Genomic DNA, 23,522 nt, shown 5'->3' on the forward strand with positions numbered 1-23,522 from the left:
ATGAGTGTTCTATTTATCATTGTTGCTGCCATATTCTTACTTGGTCCGCTGATTGCGATTCATGAATTTGGACATTATTGGGTTGCACGTAAACTCGGTGTAAAAGTACTGGTCTATTCGATTGGTTTTGGTCCAACTTTGTTGAAGTGGACATCGAAAAAATCAGGCATCCAATATCAACTTTCAGCATTACCACTGGGTGGTTATGTCAAAATGTTGGATGAGCGTGAGGGGAATGTCAGTGCGGAAGATTTGCCGTTAGCATTTAACCGTCAGCCACCATGGAAGCGTATTGCGATTGTTGCTGCAGGTCCATTGATCAATTTGATTTTTGCAATAGTCCTGTTCTGGATTCTATTTCTTCCTGCACAAGAGCAATTAAATACTCGTGTTGGTGCAATTCTACCCAATACTCCTGCTGCAACAGCTCAAATGCAGATTGGCGATAAAATTGTTGCTGTAGATGGAACCGATGTCAGCACTTGGGAGAAACTCAACTATGCCATCGTTGACCGTGTTGGTGAAACAGGTCATATCGATGTTCAAGTTGAGCGTAATGGTCAGCCGCAGGGTTTTGCTTTACCGATCAAGAATTTCTTAAAAGACCAAAGTCAGTCACCATTTGATGTATTGGGTTTTACCCCATATCGTCCACAGATTCCTGCAACTGTTTATAAGTTAAGTAGTGATGGCGCTGCTATTCGTCAAGGGATGAAAGAAGGTGATCATATCATTTCAATCAATCAAGTGAAAATGAAAGATTGGTTTGATGTGGTAGATGTGGTACAAAAATCACCTGAAAAGTTACTTAAAGTTGATGTGTTACGCCAAGGGCAGATTGTACATTTACAAGTAATGCCGCAAGGTAAACGTGACAATATGGGAAATGTAACAGGTATGTTAGGTGTGCAAGCACAGACTGATAAACTAACAATTCCTACTGAATATAAACAAACAATTCAATATAATCCTGCTGAAGCTTTTGTTGTTGCTGTTGAAAAGACTGGGCAACTTTCAGCAATGATTTTGAATTCGATGGTGAAGATGGTGCGTGGTTTAATTGGCTTAGATAATTTGTCGGGTCCAATTACTATTGCAAAAGTCGCCGGTCAAAGTGCTGAAATGGGGTGGCAGACATTCATTTCATTTATGGCTTTGATGAGTGTGAGTTTGGGGATTTTAAATTTATTGCCTATTCCGATGTTAGATGGCGGTCATTTGGTTTATTACATTATTGAAGCAATTCGTGGTAAGCCTGTTTCTGAACAAATACAATTGGTTGGGTTAAAAATTGGTATGGTACTGCTTGGTAGCATGATGCTTCTTGCAATATTTAATGATTTTATGCGTTTATAACGCAATTGTGGATTAACTTACTGGAAAATAATAGGCATGCAGCACTCACATTTATTTATGCCATTAGCGCTCGTTAGTGCGATGGCAGCTGTACAGCAAGTACAAGCGGCAGATGAGTTCATTGCACGTGATATCCGTGTGGATGGCTTGGTTCGTTTAACGCAACAAAATGTTCTTGCACTTTTACCAATAAATAGTGGTGACCGTGTCAATGATCCTGCAATTGCGGATTCAATTCGTGCTTTGTATGCTTCAAATCTTTTTGATGATATACAAGCATCGAACCAAGACGGTGTCTTGGTGTTTAAAGTGATTGAGCGTCCAGTAATTTCAAAAATTAATTTTAAAGGCAATAAACTGATTCCCAAAGAAGCTTTGGCGGATGGTTTAAAGAAAATGGGCTTGGCCGAAGGCGAGGTGCTTAAAAAATCTGCCTTACAAACTTTAGAAACTGAGTTAGAGCAGCAATATGCTCAACAAGGTCGTTATGATGCAGATATTAAAGTTGACCAAGTTGCTCAACCAAATAACCGTGTTGAATTGAATATCAATTTTAATGAAGGTAAACCTGCAAAAGTCTTTGATATCAATATTATCGGTAATACGGTATTTAAAGAAGACGACATTAAACAAGCGTTTGCGGTAAAAGAGAGTGGCTGGTTATCGGTTATTTCTCGAAATGACCGTTATGCACGTGAAAAAATGTCAGCAAGTTTAGAATCATTACGTGCGCTATATCTCAATAAAGGTTATATCAATTTTGATATTAACAGTTCAAATCTAAATCTCAGTGAAGATAAAAAACATATCTTTATTGAAGTTTCAGTGAATGAAGGTGAGCAATTTAAATTTGGTGAAACTAAATTTTTAGGTGATGCTCTTTATAAGACTGAAGATCTACAAGCGTTGCAAATCTATAAAGATGGCACAACGTATTCTCAAGAAAAAGTCAATGCTGTAAAGCAGTTACTACTCCGTAAATATGGTAATGCAGGTTACTACTATGCAGAAGTAAATGTAGTCCCTGAAATCAATAATGAAACCCATATTGTTGACTTAAATTACTATATTAATCCTGGTCAACAAGTGACTGTGCGTCGTATTAACTTTACCGGTAATACCAAAACTGCAGATGAAGTGTTACGTCGTGAAATGCGCCAAATGGAAGGCGCTTTAGCGAGTAATGAAAAAATTGACTTGTCTAAAGTTCGTTTAGAGCGTACTGGTTTCTTTAGTAAAGTTGATGTTAAACCTGTTCGTGTACCGAACTTGCCAGATCAAATGGACTTGAATATTGACGTTGAAGAACAGCACTCTGGTACCAGTACATTGGCAGTGGGTTATTCTCAGAATGGTGGTATCACATTCCAGGCGGGTTTAAGTCAAACCAACTTTATGGGCACAGGTAATCGTGTTGCTATCGATTTATCTCGCTCAGAAACCCAAGATTATTATAACTTAAGTGTCACTGACCCATACTTTACTATTGATGGAGTCAGCCGCGGTTATAACATGTATTATCGTAAAACTAAGTTAAATGATGATTATAACGTTAACAACTATGTAACGGACAGTATTGGTGGTGGTGTTACGTTTGGTTATCCAATTGATGAAAACCAAAATATTAGTGCAGGTCTAAATGTTGATCAAACTAAAGTAACAACAGGTGCTTATGTTTCAACCTATGTACGTGATTATTTATTAGCAAATGGTGGTAAAGCGAAAGGTGGTCAAGGACGTTATTGCCCAACCGCATTGTTGAAAGATTATAAACCTGATGATAATGAAAATGTTTCAACTTGTGGACCAAATGATGATCAATGGGTGCCCTTTGATAACGAGTTTGAAGGTAAGTACTTAACTTATAATTTAAATTTAGGTTGGTCATATAACACACTAAACCGTCCGATATTCCCAACAAAGGGTACATCACATCGTGTTAATGCTGAAATCGCATTGCCAGGTAGTGATGTCGAATATCAAAAAGTCACCTATGATACACAGACTTATTTCCCATTGGGGCGTGATTTCGTATTACGTGGCTATGGTAAGTTGGGTTATGGTAATGATTTACCATTCTATAAAAACTTCTATGCAGGTGGCTTTGGTTCAGTTCGTGGTTATGATAACAGTACATTGGGTCCAAAATATCCTGGTGTGACTTACAATGAAAGTCATACAAAGGATTATGATCCTGAAGAAGTTGGTGGTAATGCTTTAATACAATTCGGTACCGAATTGGCTTTACCTGTTCCATTTAAAGGTGATTGGGCACGTCAAATCCGTCCTGTGATCTTTGCTGAAGGTGCTCAAGTCTTTGATACAAATTGTAGTACTGCTACTGGCACATTGTATTTAGAGGGTGGGGACGCTGATCAAGGTGTTAATGCTAAAAAGTACTGTAGAGATAACTACGATTTTGACTTTGGTAACATGCGCTATAGTGTGGGTGTAGGCTTTACATGGATTACCATGATTGGTCCACTTTCGTTGAGTTATGCATTCCCATTGAATGACAAACCAGGCGATGAAACTAAAAATATTCAATTCGAGATTGGTCGTACTTTCTAAGTACGATCTTTTTACGAGATTTAACTTAATATAAGGAACAATGATGAAAACAATGAAAATGGCCATTATGGGCCTAGGTTTGGGTTTTGCTGGATTGGTTCAAGCGGCAGGTTTTGGTGTAGTTGATCTAGAAAAAGTTGTAGAAAGTAGCACCTACTTAAAGCAACAGAATGCAAGTTTAGAACAATCGGTTAAGCCGCAAACCACGAAGCTTGAACAAATCACCAAAGATATTGAAGCATTGAAACAAAAAGCACAGGCTCAAGGTGCAAATGTTCAACAAATTAATGCGCAATACCAAGCAAAAGTGAATGAATTCCAAACGATTCAGCAAGGTGTTCAGGCGAAAGTACAAAGTACAATTCAAAACACTAATGCAACTTTTGAGGCTCGTGTAAAGCAAGTTGCTGAACAATTGCGCCAAGAAGGTGGATTAGACTTTGTTTTGAATAAAAATTCAGCACTTGCTTATGACGCAAAGAGTGATTTAACTGCTAAAATGATCCAAAAGGTTAATGCAATTAAATAATCAATGAAATCAAATCGTTTTCATCTCGATGAATTAGCTCAGCTTGTACAAGGTGAGCTAATTGGTCAACCCAATTTTGTTTTAGATGGGCTTGCAAGTTTAGAACATGCGCAATCCAATCATATTTCTTTTGTAAATAACGACAAATACTTGAATGAAGCTCAAAACTCTAAAGCCGGTGCTTTGATCGTCACGGCAGAGTTAAAAGAACAGCTTACAAATTGCCAAAATTTTATTGTTGTCCGCAATCCCTATCTTGCCTTTGCAATTTTAACCCATCAATTTGAAGTTAAAGTAAGCAAACGGGGTATTGAAAGTACTGCGCAAATCTCTCCTTCAGCAATTATTGCAGATGATGCTTATATTGGTCATTATGTTGTGATTGGTGATGATTGTGTGGTCGGTGCAAATACAATTATCCAATCGCACAGCAAAATTGATGATGGCGTTGAAATTGGGAAAGATGGTTTTGTCGATTCTCATGTGACCATTACAGGCCAAACAAAAATCGCAGATCGTGTTCGGATTCATTCCAATACTGCAATTGGTGGAGAGGGCTTCGGTTTTGCACCTTATCAAGGAAAGTGGAATCGTATAGCTCAATTGGGTTCTGTATGTATCGGAAATGATGTGCGTATAGGCTCAAATTGTAGTATTGATCGTGGTGCTTTGGACGATACAATCATTCATGATGGTGTCATTATTGATAATCTTGTGCAAATCGCCCATAACGTGCAGATTGGCGAGAATACTGCCATCGCAGCCAAGTGTGGTATTGCAGGCAGTACGATTATTGGCAAAAACTGTGTTCTTGCAGGTGCTGTTGGTATCGTAGGGCATATAAAAATCACGGATAATGTCACAATTACTGGAATGTCAATAGTCACAAAAAGTATTTCTGAAGCGGGTTCTTATTCTTCAGGTACTGGACAATTTGAAACAAATCATTGGAAAAGGACGGTTGTGCGCTTAAGACAATTAGCAGATGTGCCATTGACCAAACTGGTGAAACAAATAGATCATATGCAGGCTCAAATTGAGTCCATTGAATCAACTTTAAAGTCGCGTAAATAATTATGACTGAGTCTAAATCTCTACCTTTTACGGTTCCTGAATTACCAATGCAAACCCAAACGATTCGCGAGTATTTGCCACATCGTTATCCATTTTTGCTTGTCGATCGTGTAACTGAAGTTACAGAGAATGGGATTGTAGGATACAAAAACGTTTCAATTAATGAAGAATTTATGCAGGGTCATTTCCCTGGCTATCCAATTATGCCAGGTGTTTTGATCGTTGAGGCGATGGCACAAGTTTCTGGTGTGCTCGGTTTTATCATGAATAATGAAAAACCAAGACCAGGTTCTTTGTTCTTATTTGCAGGTGCTGAAAAAATACGATTTAAAAAACAAGTCGTACCAGGCGACCAACTCGTGCTAAAATCTGAATTACTCATGCAAAAACGTGGCATTTACAAGTATTTATGTACTGCCAGTGTTGACGGCGTGGTAGCAGCAACCGCTGAAATTATCATTTCTCATCAGAAATTAGAGCAGGCATGAGCAATAACGACTTAATCCACCCAACCGCTATTATTGACTCTTCTGCAGTGATAGCACCAGATGTCCAAATTGGACCATATTGTATTATTGGTCCGCAAGTGACGATTGGTGCTGGTACCAAACTTCACTCACATGTTGTGATTGGAGGCTATACACGTATTGGTGAAAATAACGATATTTTCCAATTCGCAAGTGTAGGTGAAATTTGTCAAGATTTAAAATACCAAGGTGAAGAAACTTGGTTAGAAATTGGCGACAACAATAAAATCCGTGAACATTGCAGCTTACACCGTGGCACTGTTCAAGATCGAGGCCTAACCAAAATAGGAAGCAATAACCTATTGATGGTGAATACGCATATTGCACATGATTGTTTGATTGGAAATAACAATATTTTTGCAAATAATGTCGGCATCGCTGGCCATGTTCACATTGGCGATTTCGTCATTGTGGGCGGGAATTCAGGTATCCATCAATTCTGTAAGATTGATTCTTATAGTATGATTGGTGGCGCATCACTGATTCTTAAAGATGTTCCTGCTTATGTCATGGTTTCAGGTAATCCTGCGCATGCTTATGGTATGAATGTTGAAGGGATGCGTCGTAAAGGCTGGTCTAAGAATGTGATTCAAGGCTTAAGAGAGTCGTTTAAATTGATCTATAAAGAGAATTTAACCACTGAACAAGCCATTGAAAAAATTCGTCAAGAGATCCTTCCAGAAGTTGAAGAAGTCCAGTTATTGATTGATTCAGTATTAGAATCTAAGCGCGGTATCGTGCGTTAATTGTTAAAGATTTCAATAAAAAAATGCCTCTATTGAGGCATTTTTTTATTGTTTAAATTGTGAATAAGCGGATTAACCTTTTTTGAAAAAACCTGCTTCTTCTGATTTAGGATAGGTGCTTAACAGTTTGCTTTTATAGACATTTGCTGTTTGTGTGTTCTTGTTGACATCTTTGGCAATACTATAAAGTTGGTATAAAGCACGCGGTGCTTTAGAGGAGTTTGGAAATTTAGCTGCCACGATTTCATAGTTTTTCTTAGCTTCATTGTAATTTGGTGGATCAATTGCCAATTGAAATTCAGCTAACCAAAAATAAGCATTTCCAGTATAAATGCTGTTTGGATAGTTTTTAATAAAGTTTTGCATTGGGGCGATGGCTTGTTTTGCACCGCCTTTTTTATAAGCATCTAAAGCAATGGTATAAGCTGCTTTTTCCAGTGCAACAGGATCACTGGTATTGTTGCTACTGTTGGCTGGTGTTGCTGGATTTTGAGCCGTTGTTGGTGCCGTGCTATTCGTTGTAGCTTTGCTTGCAGTGGTTGTTTGATCGGTTGCGGTTGAACTATCGACAGGTGCATTTTCAGCAGGTGCTTGTTCTGGTTGATTGCTTTCAGGTTCAAGTTTCTGATTGAGCAGTTCAAGACGCTGATCTAAATCGGTATAGCGGTTGGTGAGTTCTTTGTTTAGTTGATCAATGGCATGATCTTGTTCTTCAATCTTGCCACGTAATTCACGAATTTGATTTTCTAATTGTTGATTCTTTTGTATTAAATCCCAATTCATATTTCCAGCAATGGGTGCTGGTGAATTTGCTACATCATTTCGAGATGATGCAATATCACTTAATCCACGAGATTCTATAGGGATTGCATATAAAGATGCTGAACTGAGTAAAGCAATAGAAAACAGGGCATGCTTTTTTAGCATAATTTAAAATCCATCAAAGTCAAAATTTTTCAAATACACTGATATGGGCTATTTGAAAATCAATAATTGTTATCATTAAAAACGGCTAGGGACGGAATTGCAAGATGCTTTTACAATCTTCAGCTAATTCTAATGCAATATGAAGCTTTTTTGTATTTTAACGCCTGCAATCTATGAAATGATGCCTTTAATAGATGAAGTGGAGCTGATATAAATTTCAGTCGCATATTTTCTGATGCTTGATAAGTTCAATGAAGTATTCAAAGGAAAAGTTAGAATTTCTGTTAAAAATTAACCATATTGATGATGAAATAAGCAAACGAATGAATAACTTGAGAAAATCACAATGTTAGGCTTGAAAGAAAATTAAAAATCTCTATACTCTGTTCTTGCAATGGTAGCCCTGCTGGTGGTTTCGCAATTGTACTCTGAAAACCCCGCCAGGACCGGAAGGTAGCAACGGTATCAGAAATACGATGTGCCGAGATTTTGCTAGTAGGGCTGCCACCAGATTTCTAAATCTACGAATAATAATAACTCAATATATCCATTCGATTTATATCCTGCATTTTAAAAACATCTTTGCTATTTAATTTCTGAAAATTTTATATTCTCAATCTTTAGACCATCTGATTTAATTCAACCATCATTTTTTAGTCGTGACTAAAGATCTATCACTCTTATTGAGCTTATATTGAAAACACGCTTATAGTTTTATCGATGAATGAAATGATAGCTTGTACAGCGCTAAAAGATATTGGATCTGCTTAGAATTTATAAGAAATCAAAAGTGAGGAGGGAATTCTATCAATAGATTTTCAACCTAAGATTCTAACCCTACCTATTAATGAAAAGTTGATCTTGAATTGTATCGACTAGCCATCATCAATCATCACTTGGTTTTTTTGAAATTGCTTTCATAATCGCATCCATTTCAAAACCACGATATTGTAAAAAGCGAATTTGTTTGGCTTTAATTTTTGGATCTTTACTGACCTCTGTACCATATTTTTTAACTTTCAATTGATAGGCTTGTTCATACCAATCAATTTCTGCAATATCCTCTTGTACTAAGGCTTTATCCAGTTGTTTGGCACGTAAAGCCAGTTTGATTCGATTCGGGCCCTTACCTCTACGGACTTGGCTACGCACAGTCATTTCTGCCACACGTTGGTCACTTTGATAGTTATTCGCTGACAACTCATCAACTAAAGTTAAAACTTCCTCACGGCTTTGCGCATAGGCCATCAGCTTTTCAATCAGATCAGCTTTGGAATATTCTTTTCGAGTCAACACCGCAAAAGCATAAGAACGCAAACGTGTACCGGTTAAGCCCTGTGGTTTGGGTGCAAGATCATTTTCCGCATTAAAGGCGTGTTCATCATTTGCAATGCCAGACTCAGGTTCTGTAGGTTGAGATGTAGAATGCTGATACGCTGTTGTTTCTTGTTCACCAAATTGCTGTTTGAGTTTTTGGTAATCTAACAATTTGGGAAATTTTGCTTGGCTCATAGCTATTGATAACAATCTATTTATTTCAGAGATAAACGCTAGTTTAGCTTTAATTCACTTTTTTAACAGTGCAAATGCTATACGGATGAATTTTCTTTCTCCTAAATATCAGAGGATATAAGGGAGTATAAAGGGGAAGATAAGCAGATATCAGGATTTAAATTTTGATTTAAAACACTTCATGTCGGAGCTTAATAACGTCTAAACTGGTTTACCGATACTGTCCGTTTCTATTCGATCAATGATTCGAATTGATTTAGGACGAAGGTAGCGTGGAGTTTGGCCGCTAATCCATAATTGTAATTCTTTAATATTGAGTACCTGATTGAGAATAATGTCTACTGCCAAGCATTGTCCAAGATCAGCATCATCTATAGCATAAGCGCGTGCAAATTTGATTGCGCTATGGGTATATAAAATATTTTCCAAATCAATCGGGTAAACATTTACTCCACCGCAAATTAACATATCATCAGAGCGACCTTTTAAATAATAATAACCTTCAGCATCTTGTACGGCTAAATCACCGCACTGTAGCCATTGATTCGGTGTAATTGACCAAGCACATTTGCTCCATAAGATACCGATATTGCCATTTTCTAAAGGCTGACCCGTAGAATCGACAATTTTAATTTGTACACCTTGAATAGCTTTTCCAATACTTTCAGGATTTCGTTTTAAATCAGCTGTTGTTGCCAAGAGGTTAATTCCACTTTCAGAGCTGCCATAGAGATTGAACAGTTGTATCTGAGGATAGTGCTGTAGGGCGTGTTTGACTAAATTCGCACTTAAAGGCGCGCTACCTGTAATGATGTATTGAACTGAGCACAGAGGAGCGTTCAGTTCAATTAAACGGTATAAAATAGTGGGCACTAAGTTTAAACAATCAATTTGATGGTGTTTAATCAGTTGCTTGGCTGATTGCGGATCAAAACGTTTTTGCAAAATCACAGTTTTATGAAAGCTCAGCGCCATCAAACTCGCAGTTAAACCTGCCGCATGGCAGAGTGGTGTCATCACAAAAATTTGCTTAATTTTAAAAAATTTTAGTTTCCTGAGCATGAGGTCTAACAAAGGTAAACTTTGTAGTGGTTTAGATTGCCTTGTCGCAACTTTAGGAATTCCTGTTGAACCAGAAGAACAGACACTTATTTTATTAAAATAAGTCGGTTTTATACGAAATTTCTGCTGACTACTTGGTGGAGGAATAAGCGTAAAATTTTGGATATTGAGTTGAGTGAATGTATCTAAACCGCCAATAAGATGCAGTTGTTTCTGGTCAATTAAAGCTTGAAGTTTATGCTGTACGAGGCTGGGGTTAACGATAATGATATCTTTACCTAAACGGCTCAGTGCAAACAAGGCCGCCAAGCTATCTAGGTCTTGTTGCATCATTAAACCAATCTGTTGCGGAAGTTGCTTTTGCTTATGTGTTTTTTGCCATTCACAAATAAGTTGGTCAGTTCTACATTTTAATTCTAAAAAGCTAATTTGACGATCATCAATAATAAATGCTGTTTTATCTTTTTGAATACGTGTCTGTGAATCTAAAATACTATATAAATGAATACCATGTTGAATAGTGCTATAGCATAAACTTATGCACCATCTTAACCAAAAGATCCATTTCATCTTATAACTTTCGCTTGAGTAAATGTTTATAGAAATAATAAATCGGTGTGATCAACAATATTGAACCAATCTGTGCAAGCCCTAACCACCAAGGTTGCCATTGTCGTTTACGATAAATTAGGCATGTAAGAATCGCTTGAGCAGCGTCTTTTGCTTGCATCGCTGGCATTTGCTGATATTGTTTGGTGGGTAAAATCATTCGTGTACGAACTAAGGGCAAGTAGACTAAGCCTGCGTGTACTTCATGAACCGCCAATTCTGGTTGAATGGCAAGAATCCACTGTTGCATTGCGGTTTTCGAAGCTTGATAGGTTGACCAAAATGGCGGGGCAAATAGTTTGGCATTGATGGTTGAAACCACAATAATTTGTCCTTGATTGTGTTTTAAATCAGCTAACAATAAACGGGTGAGTTGGGCAGGGTTGATATAGTTAATCGCAATGGTTCGATTGATATCCTGTGGGCGATCCAAGCTATCCCAAACAGAGCGCTGAATTGATTTTCCTGCATTATGGACCAATACATCAATCTGAATATTGCGTGCTTTTAGGCTTTGAAAAATATCTTCTGCGGCATCGGATTGATATAAATCTGCGCAGATGATTTCAATATGGCATGAATAAGATTCTAATTCACTTTTGAGTTGTATAAGCTTATCTGTGCTACGTGCAATCAGCACAAGCGTGCATTGTGTATTAGATAACAGCCTTGCACATGCTTCACCAATCCCAAAACTTGCCCCTGTAATTAAAATGGTTTTATTTTGAAAGTGTTGTTTGAGTTTATTTTTTTGAATTCGTGGAGCTCGAAAAAATAAAAATTCAGTGATTGTTCTGATTTTTTTATACATAATAATGAAAGAATCTGATTCATACGGCTTTAGCTTAGTTATAACTGAAATTTATATTAAATCAAAACGACTGTTGTTTAATTTGGTTTTAAGCATAAAAAAGCACCTCGAAAGGTGCTTGATATACTTAAAAATAAAGTTTGAATTTAAACATCTAAAAAGTCAGGCTCTTCTTCTTTCTCTTCTGCTGGTGCGGCATTAGCAGTAGTCAAAAGCTTTTCACGAATCATACGATCAAGTTCTTGAGCCAATTGAGGGTTTTCCTCTAAATGTCGAATGACATTGTTTTTACCTTGACCGATTTTGTCGCCTTGATATGAGTACCAAGCACCTGCTTTTTGTACAAGTTCTTGTCCAACTGCAAGATCAACCAATTCACCTAAGTGATTTACACCTTTACCATACATAATTTGGAAAAGTGCTTCACGGAAAGGAGGCGCCATTTTGTTTTTCACAACTTTGACTTTGGTTTCAGAACCTACAATTTCATCGCCTTCTTTAACTTGTCCAATACGACGAATATCTAAACGTACAGAAGCATAGAACTTCAATGCGTTACCACCAGTTGTGGTTTCAGGGCTACCAAACATCACCCCAATTTTCATACGAATCTGGTTAATGAAGATAACCATACAGTTTGAGCGCTTGGCATTACCTGTGATTTTACGTAAAGCTTGGCTCATCAAACGTGCTTGTAGACCCATGTGAGAGTCACCCATTTCGCCTTCAATTTCGGCTTTAGGGGTTAACGCTGCTACCGAATCGACAACGATCATATCGACTGCACCTGAACGAACCAACATATCTGCGATTTCAAGTGCTTGCTCACCATTATCTGGCTGTGAAACTAAAAGGTTGTCTATATCTACCCCAAGTTTACGTGCATATTGTGGATCTAAAGCATGTTCCGCATCAATAAAGGCACATGTTCCACCTGCTTTTTGGCATTGTGCAATGGCTTGTAGCGTCATTGTCGTTTTACCAGAAGATTCAGGACCGTAAATTTCAACGATACGACCTTTTGGTAAGCCCCCAATACCCAATGCAATATCAAGTGTTAAAGAGCCTGTAGAGACCGCTTCAACCGCTTGAACAGTGTTATCACCTAAGCGCATCACTGTGTTTTTACCAAATTGTTTCTCAATTTGGCTCAGTGCCGCATTCAGTGCCTTGCTTTTGTTATCATCCATCTCGTAAACCTCAAACGATGTAATATCACTAATATCTTAAGTGGATGTCATTAAATTTGATCTTTCGTCCACGGCAGTAATAGTGACAGAAAATAAAAAATGGTTCTATATTAAAAAACATTAGTACGACATAAGATGTCGTACCCAACCTAAACGAATTCAGTCATCATCATAGGACCAAGATTGGTCAAATTGTTGATCATTTTCTTGTTTAAATTTGCTAATTTGTCGTCGATCTTTTTTACTTGGTCGATGATCAGGGCGCGCTAGATTATGCAATTTTCTTTGGGATGAAATCAACTCTCTACGTGCCACACTCACCTCAGTTTCTTCATAAAGTTGTTGGGCAATCGGTGCGCCGCCACGAACAACGGAGAGTGCTTTAATCACTACCGTTTTACGATCAAAACCTTGTTGTATGGTGAGCTCCATTCCAACACGAATCTCTTTTGAGACTTTAACACGTTCATTATTATGATGAACTTTACCACCCTCGATTGCATCTTTGGCAATAGAGCGTGTTTTAAAAAAACGTGCAGCCCAAAGCCATTTGTCTACACGCATTGTTTCAAGTTGTTGTTTCTCAGGCTGTTTTGACATCGACATCCTTATGTTCTAAATCTGTTGACTGTAAATTTGCTAACGCTACGTTTTTCAGTAAAGGTAAAAGCTCAGTTAAATGATTGATTGCAGGGTATTCCAATTCTAATTGATGACGCGCAGCACGACCACTGGAAGGTTGAGTAATCGTGATTAAGTGTGCTATACCAAACTTTTCAGCACCTTTTAATACTGGGATGGTGTCATCCACAAAACATGCATTTTGTGGGTCAAATGGATGCTTTTGCTGCAGGATTTGCCAAAACTCAATAAACTCTTTGGAATAGCCAATTTCTTCACTACTGATCATTACTTCAAAATAAGGGCTGAGATCAACATTTTCAAGTTTAAGTTTTAAGCCAGCACAATCTGCATTGGTCAGTAACCAACAACGATAACCTTGTACTTTTAATTGTTTTAATAATTCAAAACAGCCCGTTCTTGGGGTGATTTTATCTTTAAAATCATATTGTAATTGTAGGACATCAACCCCAACTTTTTCAGACCAATATTTTGAAGAATACCAGCAGAGGGTATGATTATGTTGTTGATAAAATGCATTTAGAATGTTTTGACTGTGCTCTAAACTACATTGATGGGTTTCTGCATGCCGTTCAGGGAGTTTTGTGTTCCAGATCAGATCATCAAAAGCTAAATCAAGGAGTGTACCGTCCATGTCAAAAAAGATGATCGGTTTTTGCATTCAAGGAACTCCAAAGTTTTTTAAAGTTTAACAAAGACTCTATGAGTGTGTAAATTTTAATAAAATAAATGTGAGATGATGGGCTGGAAAACTTGCCATTTACGGATTTCTTTTATTCATCACTAATCGCTTAGCTTTGCTCTCAAAATTTGATCCAACTACATATATTATAATTTAAAGCATTAAATCTAAATGCTATAACACTTAGATCCAAACGATATGAATGAGGCTTAAATGAACGTATTAGATACGATGAATTCTGAATTACATCAAGCAGCGATGCTATTAGATAATATTTCAGTAAAAATCCAAGAAGCACCAGAATTAGAAAATCGGCAAAATATTTTGCTTATCGGCAAAGCGCTCAGTCATATTTTTGAACTGCAAAAAAATATACATGAACATAGACCTGATTTAAAAAATATTCATAAACAAAACAACGATTAAAATTCAAAGCATCTGAAGTCTGAATTTTAAAGTTGTGATTAATTCTATAAATACAATTAATGAAAACAATATGTTATTGGTTAATTCATCCATATTAAAATGGATTTCATTGGATAAAATTTTAAATAGGTTGAATAGATTTGGACTTAATCTAAATCAAATGAAAATTTAGAAGTCTATATCGTGTTCAAAAAGCATATCTAATCTCAGGATATTTATTAGTTAAAAGCTATTGTTTTCATGCACTCAACATAAAAAAATGGTAGGCTTGTGGACAAAAATCAGACATCCTACAGGTCGGATCAATGTTTATTACCACTCAAGCACCACAAGATGAACAAATTTTAAAATTAGTTCCAGTTTTGGCATCTGCAAGTCAGATCTTGCTCGAGGAATACCAAAATTATTGTGCTGGAAATGCGTTTAATATTGATAAAAAGGATGATCAGTCACCTGTTACCCAAGCTGACTTAAAAGTGAATGCCTATTTAATAGAACAACTGGCGAAAATCACCCCTGAAATTCCAGTGCTATCAGAAGAGAGCGATTATTCTCAACGACATACATGGAATATCTGTTGGATGCTGGATCCTTTGGATGGAACTAAAGAATTTATTCATGAACGTGATGAATTTACGATTAATTTAAGTCTAATTCACAACCACCAAACCATATTTTCAATCATTGCTGTACCGACAGAGCAAGTGATGTATTTGGGATATTTAACAGAATTGCCTTATAAATATTGCTTTATTCATCGTACTTGGGAACGTTATTGCAAGTTTAAAGCTGTAGAAGAAGATGCAATTCAAATTGGACTAAGCCATAGCAGTAAAAATCCAAAGTATCAGCAATATATTGATTATATTGAACAAGAGTCACCTGTCATTAGACGCGAGGCGGGCAGTGCCTATAAGTTTTGTATGATGCTTGAAGGCGAAATTGATATTTATCCAAGATTCCATCCTACCTCTGAGTGGGATACCAGTGCAGGACAAGGATTATTGGAAAGTATTGGTGGAGGATTACTGAGTTTAGCTGCGGTACCATTTACCTATAATCAACGTGATACCGTGTTAAATGATGGATTTATCGCATTTCGGAATGTCGAAAATAAAGAAATTGCTTTAGAAGCATTAAGCAATGTGAGCTTTTAATCTGATATACATATGCATTTTATAGATAATTTAACACTTTGATATTAGGGTCTGTTGACAATTCGTCTATGTTTGCGACTACGTGTGTTTTTTAGGCGATACTAGGAACGAAATACGAAATTTAGTCATTCTAAATGAGTAGTTCGTAACGACGTAGCGGCAAAAAACACGCTAGTCCCGAAGGGTTGTGGCTAAAATTATCTCAGCCTCCGTTATGAAACTCGAAAATAGTCTCGCTATTCTCTTCGTTTCATGCCTTGCCTGCTCAATTTTAACCTACAACGCAAGCCATTTATGAAATGTTAACAGACCCTAGATTGAGCGCTTGGCTGCATATGTTATAGTAAGCTTGTATAAAAATGAGTTTTAAGTTGATATGGCCTTAGATTTATTGCCGAACAGTATGCTAAAAGCAATAGATTTATTGCCCGATGCGAAAACACCTGTAACCTTATTCACGCGTCATTCAATTCGTGAGGTTGTGAATGGGCAGGGGCTGGCAGGTTATGATCTGCAATTAACTTCCCAAGGTCGTGATCTAGCGCAAGCTTGGGGTTGTTATTTGATTGAAAATACGGATCGTGTGATCCAACATTGTATTTCAAGCCCCATTCAGCGTTGTGTCGATACCGCGGCTTTGATGATTCAAGGCGCTGACGGAATTTCTCCTTATCCGAATACCCATCACATCGAAATTGTAGAAAAGGGCTTATTGGTTGAGCCGGGAAGCTTTGTGCTGGATATTAAACAGGCTGCTCCTTATTTTAGAGCACAAGGTGCTTTAGGTTTTATCAATAGTTTTGTAAATAATGCCTTACCTGGTATGAAACATCCGATTACGGGTGTGGTGGATGTGCTTGAATTAATCTATGAAACACATCCTACGCTAAACAACGGTATTAGTTTGGCTGTGAGCCACGATACGATTCTTGCTGCGATTATTGCGGTGATTTCAAAACGTACTGAAATCAGTCAAAGTGACTGGCCAGAGATGATGGAAGGCCTATTTGTTTGGTTTGAAGGCGAGCGTTTTGCAGATAGTCATTTAAAATGGATTTGGCGAGGCGAACGTGGTGAATTGTCGATACGAGAGTTTCAGCAATAGTTGCTTTTTAAATTAAAAAATAATTATGTTGAGCGAATCATATTGATATTGAAAGCTCTTTCTCCCTTTGTGTAGGCGATGCCCCATCTTGCGCTACTAAATCTGTATCCCCGCATACCCACACACAATTGGCGATATCCCTGTCGCCACGCGATAGCACCACGGTGCAGATAAATAACAACCTAAAACTCAATAAATCCATAAAAGTAAAATTTAGAGCAATATGTCCTTTTTATATTTTTAAATAAAAATCACATGATTATAAACAATGTGATATATTTAAATAATTGAAATATATAATTATTTTAATTTAATCTCAGAAACTAAGGATAGAGATAAGTCGTTATAAATATGGGGAAGATATGTGATGCAATTACGGTTTAAATATTTAACAATTTGTACGCTTTCAGCAATGCTTATTGCATGTGGGGGCGGTAGTGATAGCCATTCTACAAATGATCAGCCATCGAATATACCGCAAAACCCTGGCGATGGTACAAATGAGTTACCAGGAGATGGTACACCAGAAACCCCAGACAACGGTTCAGGGGGTTCAAATGGCGGTACGACTTTACCTCCAGAGAATGGTTCGGGCGGTTCAAACGGTGGTACGACTCAGCCTCCTGAGGGCGGTTCGGGTGGCTCAAATGGTGGTACAGGCACAACACCACCTGTAGTAGAAAAATATCCAGAACCAGTTAAAAATAAAATCTCAAGCAGTGTATTAGGCTTTTATGATTTTAATGCACAGGGTGGAAATCGCTTATTGCGCAATGATTTAAATGGTAACTTTGCTGCAATGCTACAGTTTGCCCAAAGTCATGTGGTAAACCCGAAGAATAATGAACAGGATAAAATGCCACGCTTAACAACGCAGAAAGATGCATTGTTATTGGTTACACCTTTGGTTTCGATGGGAGATGTTGATAAATTACAAGCGGAAATCTATCAAGGTAACCAACTGATACGTACCGTAAATCTAAAAGAGCCTTCACGTCTTGCTGCTTCAGATCAATCTAATCAGGATGATCGAGCGCGGGTGATGTACTCTAAACAGGCGTGGTCAGTAGCGTTAAAGTGGGATGAGGTACGTTCAGGATTATCCATCCGTATTATCGATCCTGTAAACAATCGTAGTGGTTCTTTAGCTGCGACAGATATTGATTTTGCAGCACCAGGCGAGTTGGTGGTGCAAAGTATTCGTTTAGGTTTATTGACCGATGCGCCTAAATCCAATGGTCACTATATGCTGTTGGAACCTGAAAAAGCAGGAACCGATTATTTCCAAACTATCCCTGCTGCAAAAATGATTGTCAGCAAATATGATGAAATGAAGCTTAATCGGGTTATGGTTGCAAGTGGTGTCATTTACGATTCTGTCAGTGCAACCAATGGTGGCGTCTATGATGGAGATATGCGTGAAAACACCGCTAAATCGACATTTAGTGTTGGAATTAACTTAGCGAACTGGGGTGTCACCAGTTCATCGATGCAAAGCCAAGAGCAACCACAAGTGACTCAAAGTGTGGTGATTCATCATGCCAGAGGTAAATATGCCAATGGCGAGTCCAATCATGGCTTAAGTGGTGGAAATGGTATTTTGACATTGATCGATTCTGTGGGGAATGAATTTAGCCATGAAATCGGGCATCACTATGGTTTAGGGCATTATCCTGGCTCAGTCGAAACAAGTGGAAGTCCTACAAATTATTTCTGGTCTGCACACCATGCGGACAGCGGTTGGGGATACATTGCATTTCGAAATAAAATGCGTGGCAATTTAAATTGGGGCAATACCAATTTAGGTGATGGCAGTAATGGTGTACCAAACTTCCAAAATCTCTATGCCTATGGTTGGGATGCCATGAGTGGTGGATCTAGCGCTAGCTCGATTTCCAAATATACCCACTATACTGGTTATAGTATGTGGTTAAAAATTCAACCTGCTTTTGATAAATACGTGTGGGATCCAAACTCTACAACAGGCTATAAAAAATGGAATGCAGCAACACGTGAAATGGTTGATGCACAACCCAAAACGCCAAACTCAGGCAATGTTTGGTATAACAGTGCCGATGGTAACTTTTTAAAACCGCGTTTGTTTAGTGTGCCTGTTTATACGATTTTAGGTGGCTATGATCCAGTTAATCAGGTCGGGATTATTTATCCTGCGGCACGAGGCAATTGGGGTAATGTCTTTAATCTACCTCAAGCCAACACGGCTGGCACAGCTGCAAGTTGTTGGTTAAATGTGCAGTATGCCAACAAAGTAGAAAATATTGCACTTGCACCACAACGAGTAAACTCAGGTAGCAATGCCAACAAATTCCATATCAACCTTGCGCAAAGTGATACGCCTCAAAATGTTGATCTTTACTGCCAAAAAGCAGGCCAGCAAGCAGTGAAATTGTCGAATATCAATATTCCAGTCACTACACAAGCAATGGCACCTTTTGTTTCTATTGGCAAAGAAGCAGAGTATTCGGCATTAAGAACACTTGAAATGCCACAACTTGAACAAGCTTTGCTGAATAATAAAGGTAAAGAGGTGGTCAGTCTTGATGCGGATTCACGCTTATTATTTGACTCTTACCGTCAATTTAAAACTGAATTGTCAGCGGACGCGCAAACAGAAATGGTCCGTTATACCCAACAGCAAATTAAACTTTACCGTTTAAATCGTTGGATAAATGCATATCGAACTGATCTTGAAAGTGGCAATGTTGAAGCAATTGAGGCATTTAATCAGTTTGTGGCAAAGTTGGAACTAAGTACTGATTTCAATTTAAACCATGTTTCCAGCATTAAAAACGGGACAAATTGTCTAAAAGTTGAAACACTGTCTAATGGCAAATTGAATGCTTATATCAGTGGTAAGAGCGGCTGTACGGGTGATGACACTGAACAGTGGATTTATGATGCAATGGGTAAAATCCACAGCAAAAAATATATGGATCAGTGTTTAGCCAATCAGGGTGGAGTGATTAATCTAAGCTCATGTAACCATGATGCAGCAAGCCAAGTGTGGGCGATGAATGCCACACTGCAACGTATCGAGCAAGGTTCAAAATGTTTTGATTTGGAATATGGCTATTTAAGCAATAACCGAGCACGTTTGATTAGTTATAATTGCGGTACTGGTGGAAATCAAAAATGGACAAATCTTACTGCCAATAACAGTTTGATTTTGGCTGCAACCCGTGCTGAAAATTTAGCTTTGATCAAGCAACTATTGATCAAGTAAGCAAATCAAAAATTAATTTATCACCATAAAATAAGCGCCATAAGGCGCTTATTTCTGTTCATGTTGATGATTTTACTTAAATGCATCAATGATTGAACTGTTGTTATGCTGGTTTAAGAAAACTGATCCGCATTCATCAAAGAGTGTTGTAAATCTTCAGTGGCTTTACGCCCTTGCAGTTGTAAGGCAACAGCATGTATTAAACCGGTCCAAGTCTCATTGGGTTCCCAAATTTGATGCATCAACTCTTGTGCGGTTGGCATATCGATATCCATATAATATTGGCGATATAAATACATCAAACAACTCACCCGCATATTTTTTGCACAATGTACCCAAACAATTTTTTCCTGTACCAAATGCGCGATCAAATCTAACACAAATAAGCATTGATCATCTGCTGGTGTATCCCAATGGATTGGAATTTGAATGTAGTTGAGCCCAAACTCAGCACAGATTTTATCTTCATGTTCAAGGTGTAAGCTGGCATCTGTAAATGCCAGATTGATGATTGTATCTACGCCGTATTCTTTAATCTGTTTCAGTTGTTCAGCACTCGGCTGACCTGAAGTCAGTAAGTGTTCATGGACAAACTGGAAGTTTGCGATTTGACAGAGTTCTTGTTCAAGTTCGTTCATAGCATTCTTACAGAAAATGTTTAATAACATCATAAACAAAAACGCCATCTATGTAGATGGCGTTTTTATATTAATTAACGATTTGGTAAAATTTCTTTTAAAGCTGCATCCATTTCCAGAAGCGCTTTTTCAGTGGTTTCCCAATCGATACAACCATCAGTCACCGATTTACCATATTCTAAATCAGCCAGATTTTCAGGAATATCTTGGCGTCCACCTTTAATATGGCTTTCAACCATAATGCCGACAATAGATTTATTGCCATCTAAAATCTGTTCGGTGATATTTTTCAACACAAGCGGTTGTAAATACGGATCTTTATTTGAGTTAGCATGACTGGTATCAATCATGATTTTATTGCTTACTTTGGCTTTTGCTAACGCATTTTCCGCTTCAGCAACAGAGCCCGCATCATAGTTCGGCTTACCATTACCACCACGTAATACAACGTGTGCATAAGGGTTACCGCTGGTACGAATCACTGAAACTTGGCCTTCGTTATTTAAACCCAAGAAACTATGACCATGTTTAACAGACTGCATGGCATTGGTTGCAACGGTTAAACCACCATCTGTACCGTTTTTAAAGCCTACAGGTGAAGAAAGACCAGAAGACATTTCACGATGCGTTTGGCTTTCCGTTGTACGTGCACCAATTGCAGACCATGAAATAAGATCTTGGTAATATTGTGGTGAGTTCGGGTCAAGCGCTTCAGTCGCACAAGGTAAGCCTTTATCGTTTAACTCAAGCAATAGTTTGCGACCTAAACGTAGACCTTTTTCAATATTAAAAGAATCATTCATATCTGGATCATTGATCAAACCTTTCCAACCAACGGTTGTACGAGGTTTTTCAAAATAAACACGCATGATGATATATAAAGTATCTTTTACTTTTTCACTTAATACTTTTAAACGATTTGCATAATCATGTGCTGCAACAGGGTCATGAATAGAACAAGGGCCAATCACAACAAATAGACGTTTATCTTTACCATCTAAAATATTACGAACAGTTTCCCGACCATGAAGTACAGTTTGGTAGGCATTTTCATTTAATGGTAATTCAGCTTTAAGTTCCGCTGGGGTTACCAGCGTTTGAATGCTTTGGACATTCACGTCATCAATATCTGATTGAGTAATTGGATTTGAATTTAATGTATTCATTGCCGTCACTGGGTATTAGAAACATACAGAAAGTATTTTTAGTGGTCAGAATATAACACGAATTGGCCGAAGTTTTGTCATAAATAAATCATTAAAACTTTACGGTCAATTCATAATTATTAGTTATCAATAAAAGCTTAATTTTAAACCTGCGGTTGTTGGACGGATGGCATCACCATTGCAGCCTGTGGTTTTTCTACAGGTTTGGATTTAACTGGGTTTAAGATAAAGTTAATACCCAAGGCAAATAGGGTGATCCCCAAAACCTTGCGAATCATTTTTTCTGGCATTTTAGAACTGATCAAGGTTCCCACCACAATTGCAGGAATTGAGCCCACCAGCAACCATCCAAGCAGATGAAAATCTACATTGCCAGATGTCATATGTGCAAAACCAGCAACAGAGGTTAACAAAACAGCATGTACCACATCGGAACCGATGATACGAATCATCGGTAAATTGGGAAACATGAGGATCAGTGCCATGATACCAAATGCGCCAGCACCTACAGAAGAAAGGGTCACGAATACGCCTAGTACAATCCCCATAATCACAACATAAGTGCGTTTGCCTTCAATGTTGAAATTATTGGCCTCATGAAAATCTTGTTTTTCTGCACGAAATTTGGCAAAGAATTTTTCAATTCTAGAACGGAACACGATAGACAAGCCTGTTATGGTCAGCATAAAGCCTAACACCATGGTTAAAATAGCTTTGTAGTGAGTTGAACTGCTGAGGTAATTATCTAAAACCCAATGGGTGATAAATGAAGCAGGGACACTGCCCAAAGCTAACCAGAGAACAATCGGCCAAACGATATTCAGTTTTTTAGCATGAACCATCGAGCCACAAAACTTAGAAATAGCCGCATAGAGTAGGTCTGTTCCGATTGCGATGTGGGGTTCTATTCGAAATAAACTAATCAGGATGGGGGTCATAAGTGAACCACCGCCTACACCAGTAATACCTACACAGAAGCCGACTAAAACGCCAGCTAGAATAAACTCAACAGGACCAAACATGACTTATATTGCCAGATATCAAAAAACAGGCATATCTTATGACTTTTTTGTATAAGTGGTTGTCTTGATTGTTGATTTGCTTATGCAAAAAAATGCTAAAGTCTTTTAACTTTAGCGTAATGCAGGTTTTTATATCTATCTAATTGATTATTATTCTAAATTTTGATTGGGTCTTTTTGATGAATCAAAAAGTGATCGTGTTGAATTACTAATATTGGTATTAGACTTCCTGCGTTAGTCAAAAAACGAGCATTCAATACTTGCATACTTTTAAATATTGATGAAACGTAGCTGGTCTTTCTATCGTGAGGCGACATGGATGTCGCCGTTGGGCGGGGGTACAGGACGTACCCCTCGCCTAACGGAAGATTTTTGTCATCTTTTCATCTCTGAAAAGTGAGGCATCGCCTACGCAAAGCTATTTAAACTTTGAATATAAGGTGTGGCATTGCGAGCTTTTCAAACATACATATTCATTTCTATGGAAGAGTATAAGTTCCATAAGTTGTAAAGTTTACTTTCACAA

The 23,522-nt window shown here is 37.8% G+C and carries 20 protein-coding genes and 1 other RNA gene; 11 read left to right on the forward strand and 10 right to left on the reverse strand.

The window, feature by feature from the left end; all coding sequences use genetic code 11:
* Genes rseP through lpxA form a run of 6 tightly spaced genes read left to right on the forward strand, consistent with a single transcriptional unit; the run spans position 1 to position 6,803 of the window.
* The gene (gene rseP / locus FHR28_RS08400; RefSeq protein WP_166782354.1) at positions 1–1,356 is read left to right on the forward strand and encodes an RIP metalloprotease RseP; all 1,356 of its coding nucleotides are present in this window, start codon (positions 1–3) and stop codon (positions 1,354–1,356) included.
* Positions 1,357–1,392: 36 nt separating this feature from the next.
* Positions 1,393–3,927 carry an outer membrane protein assembly factor BamA gene (gene bamA / locus FHR28_RS08405; protein WP_216076328.1) on the forward strand — a complete coding sequence of 845 codons (2,535 nt, stop codon included), beginning with the start codon at positions 1,393–1,395 and terminating at the stop codon, positions 3,925–3,927.
* Between the two features lie 43 nt (positions 3,928–3,970).
* Positions 3,971–4,456, forward strand: a complete 486-nt coding sequence (locus FHR28_RS08410; RefSeq protein ID WP_004719741.1) for an OmpH family outer membrane protein — start codon at positions 3,971–3,973, stop codon at positions 4,454–4,456.
* Positions 4,457–4,459: 3 nt separating this feature from the next.
* Positions 4,460–5,530 (forward strand): UDP-3-O-(3-hydroxymyristoyl)glucosamine N-acyltransferase, encoded by a 1,071-nt coding sequence (gene lpxD / locus FHR28_RS08415; RefSeq protein WP_166782355.1) that lies wholly within the window; start codon positions 4,460–4,462, stop codon positions 5,528–5,530.
* A gap of 2 nt (positions 5,531–5,532) precedes the next feature.
* On the forward strand, positions 5,533–6,018 hold the full coding sequence (fabZ, locus tag FHR28_RS08420) for a 3-hydroxyacyl-ACP dehydratase FabZ (RefSeq protein ID WP_004719745.1): 486 nt from the start codon (positions 5,533–5,535) through the stop codon (positions 6,016–6,018).
* Complete coding sequence (lpxA, locus tag FHR28_RS08425; protein ID WP_004719746.1) at positions 6,015–6,803, forward strand: acyl-ACP--UDP-N-acetylglucosamine O-acyltransferase; 789 nt, start codon at positions 6,015–6,017, stop codon at positions 6,801–6,803. Before fabZ ends, lpxA begins: the two co-directional genes overlap by 4 nt.
* A 72-nt stretch (positions 6,804–6,875) precedes the next feature.
* Here the strand turns inward: lpxA and FHR28_RS08430 are convergent, their stop codons facing one another.
* Positions 6,876–7,733, reverse strand: coding sequence for a YbgF trimerization domain-containing protein (locus FHR28_RS08430; RefSeq protein WP_259191238.1), 858 nt, complete (start codon positions 7,731–7,733; stop codon positions 6,876–6,878).
* A gap of 401 nt (positions 7,734–8,134) precedes the next feature.
* On the opposite strand from FHR28_RS08430, the gene ffs reads away from it, so the two are divergent.
* An RNA gene (gene ffs / locus FHR28_RS08435) (signal recognition particle sRNA small type) lies at positions 8,135–8,231 on the forward strand.
* Between the two features lie 384 nt (positions 8,232–8,615).
* On the opposite strand, the gene FHR28_RS08440 is transcribed toward ffs, so the two are convergent.
* From FHR28_RS08440 to FHR28_RS08465, 6 genes are all read right to left on the reverse strand, one after another.
* A complete protein-coding gene (locus FHR28_RS08440; RefSeq protein ID WP_166782357.1) occupies positions 8,616–9,242 on the reverse strand; it encodes a regulatory protein RecX in 627 nt (208 codons plus the stop codon).
* Between the two features lie 201 nt (positions 9,243–9,443).
* Positions 9,444–10,874, reverse strand: coding sequence for a class I adenylate-forming enzyme family protein (locus tag FHR28_RS08445; RefSeq protein ID WP_166782358.1), 1,431 nt, complete (start codon positions 10,872–10,874; stop codon positions 9,444–9,446).
* 1 nt (position 10,875) lies between these two features.
* Positions 10,876–11,724: an SDR family NAD(P)-dependent oxidoreductase gene (locus FHR28_RS08450; protein WP_171527309.1), complete on the reverse strand. Its 849-nt coding sequence runs from the start codon at positions 11,722–11,724 to the stop codon at positions 10,876–10,878.
* Between the two features lie 146 nt (positions 11,725–11,870).
* Entirely contained in the window at positions 11,871–12,914 is a 1,044-nt protein-coding gene (gene recA / locus FHR28_RS08455) for a recombinase RecA (RefSeq protein ID WP_004719755.1), read from the reverse strand.
* A 159-nt stretch (positions 12,915–13,073) separates the two neighbouring features.
* Complete coding sequence (locus tag FHR28_RS08460; protein WP_004719756.1) at positions 13,074–13,514, reverse strand: RNA-binding S4 domain-containing protein; 441 nt, start codon at positions 13,512–13,514, stop codon at positions 13,074–13,076.
* On the reverse strand, positions 13,498–14,217 hold the full coding sequence (locus FHR28_RS08465; RefSeq protein WP_004719757.1) for an HAD-IA family hydrolase: 720 nt from the start codon (positions 14,215–14,217) through the stop codon (positions 13,498–13,500). Before FHR28_RS08465 ends, FHR28_RS08460 begins: the two co-directional genes overlap by 17 nt.
* A 234-nt stretch (positions 14,218–14,451) precedes the next feature.
* On the opposite strand from FHR28_RS08465, the gene FHR28_RS08470 reads away from it, so the two are divergent.
* The 4 genes from FHR28_RS08470 (at position 14,452) to FHR28_RS08485 (ending at position 20,170) form a co-directional block, all read left to right on the forward strand.
* Positions 14,452–14,664, forward strand: coding sequence for a hypothetical protein (locus tag FHR28_RS08470; RefSeq protein ID WP_166782359.1), 213 nt, complete (start codon positions 14,452–14,454; stop codon positions 14,662–14,664).
* 305 nt (positions 14,665–14,969) lie between these two features.
* Positions 14,970–15,821 (forward strand): 3'(2'),5'-bisphosphate nucleotidase CysQ family protein, encoded by an 852-nt coding sequence (locus FHR28_RS08475; RefSeq protein ID WP_004719760.1) that lies wholly within the window; start codon positions 14,970–14,972, stop codon positions 15,819–15,821.
* A gap of 376 nt (positions 15,822–16,197) precedes the next feature.
* Positions 16,198–16,926 (forward strand): histidine phosphatase family protein, encoded by a 729-nt coding sequence (locus FHR28_RS08480; protein WP_004719762.1) that lies wholly within the window; start codon positions 16,198–16,200, stop codon positions 16,924–16,926.
* 367 nt (positions 16,927–17,293) lie between these two features.
* A complete protein-coding gene (locus FHR28_RS08485; RefSeq protein WP_166782360.1) occupies positions 17,294–20,170 on the forward strand; it encodes a M66 family metalloprotease in 2,877 nt (958 codons plus the stop codon).
* A 113-nt stretch (positions 20,171–20,283) separates the two neighbouring features.
* On the opposite strand, the gene FHR28_RS08490 is transcribed toward FHR28_RS08485, so the two are convergent.
* The 3 genes from FHR28_RS08490 to FHR28_RS08500 form a co-directional block, all read right to left on the reverse strand.
* Complete coding sequence (locus tag FHR28_RS08490; protein ID WP_034615591.1) at positions 20,284–20,808, reverse strand: protein tyrosine phosphatase family protein; 525 nt, start codon at positions 20,806–20,808, stop codon at positions 20,284–20,286.
* Between the two features lie 74 nt (positions 20,809–20,882).
* Complete coding sequence (locus FHR28_RS08495; RefSeq protein ID WP_004719768.1) at positions 20,883–21,974, reverse strand: 3-deoxy-7-phosphoheptulonate synthase; 1,092 nt, start codon at positions 21,972–21,974, stop codon at positions 20,883–20,885.
* Between the two features lie 143 nt (positions 21,975–22,117).
* Complete coding sequence (locus FHR28_RS08500) at positions 22,118–22,996, reverse strand: sulfite exporter TauE/SafE family protein (RefSeq protein WP_105712478.1); 879 nt, start codon at positions 22,994–22,996, stop codon at positions 22,118–22,120.
* Positions 22,997–23,522: the final 526 nt, after the last annotated feature.

The organism is Acinetobacter sp. BIGb0196 (assembly GCF_011759595.1).
In the GTDB taxonomy this organism is placed as follows: domain Bacteria; phylum Pseudomonadota; class Gammaproteobacteria; order Pseudomonadales; family Moraxellaceae; genus Acinetobacter; species Acinetobacter guillouiae.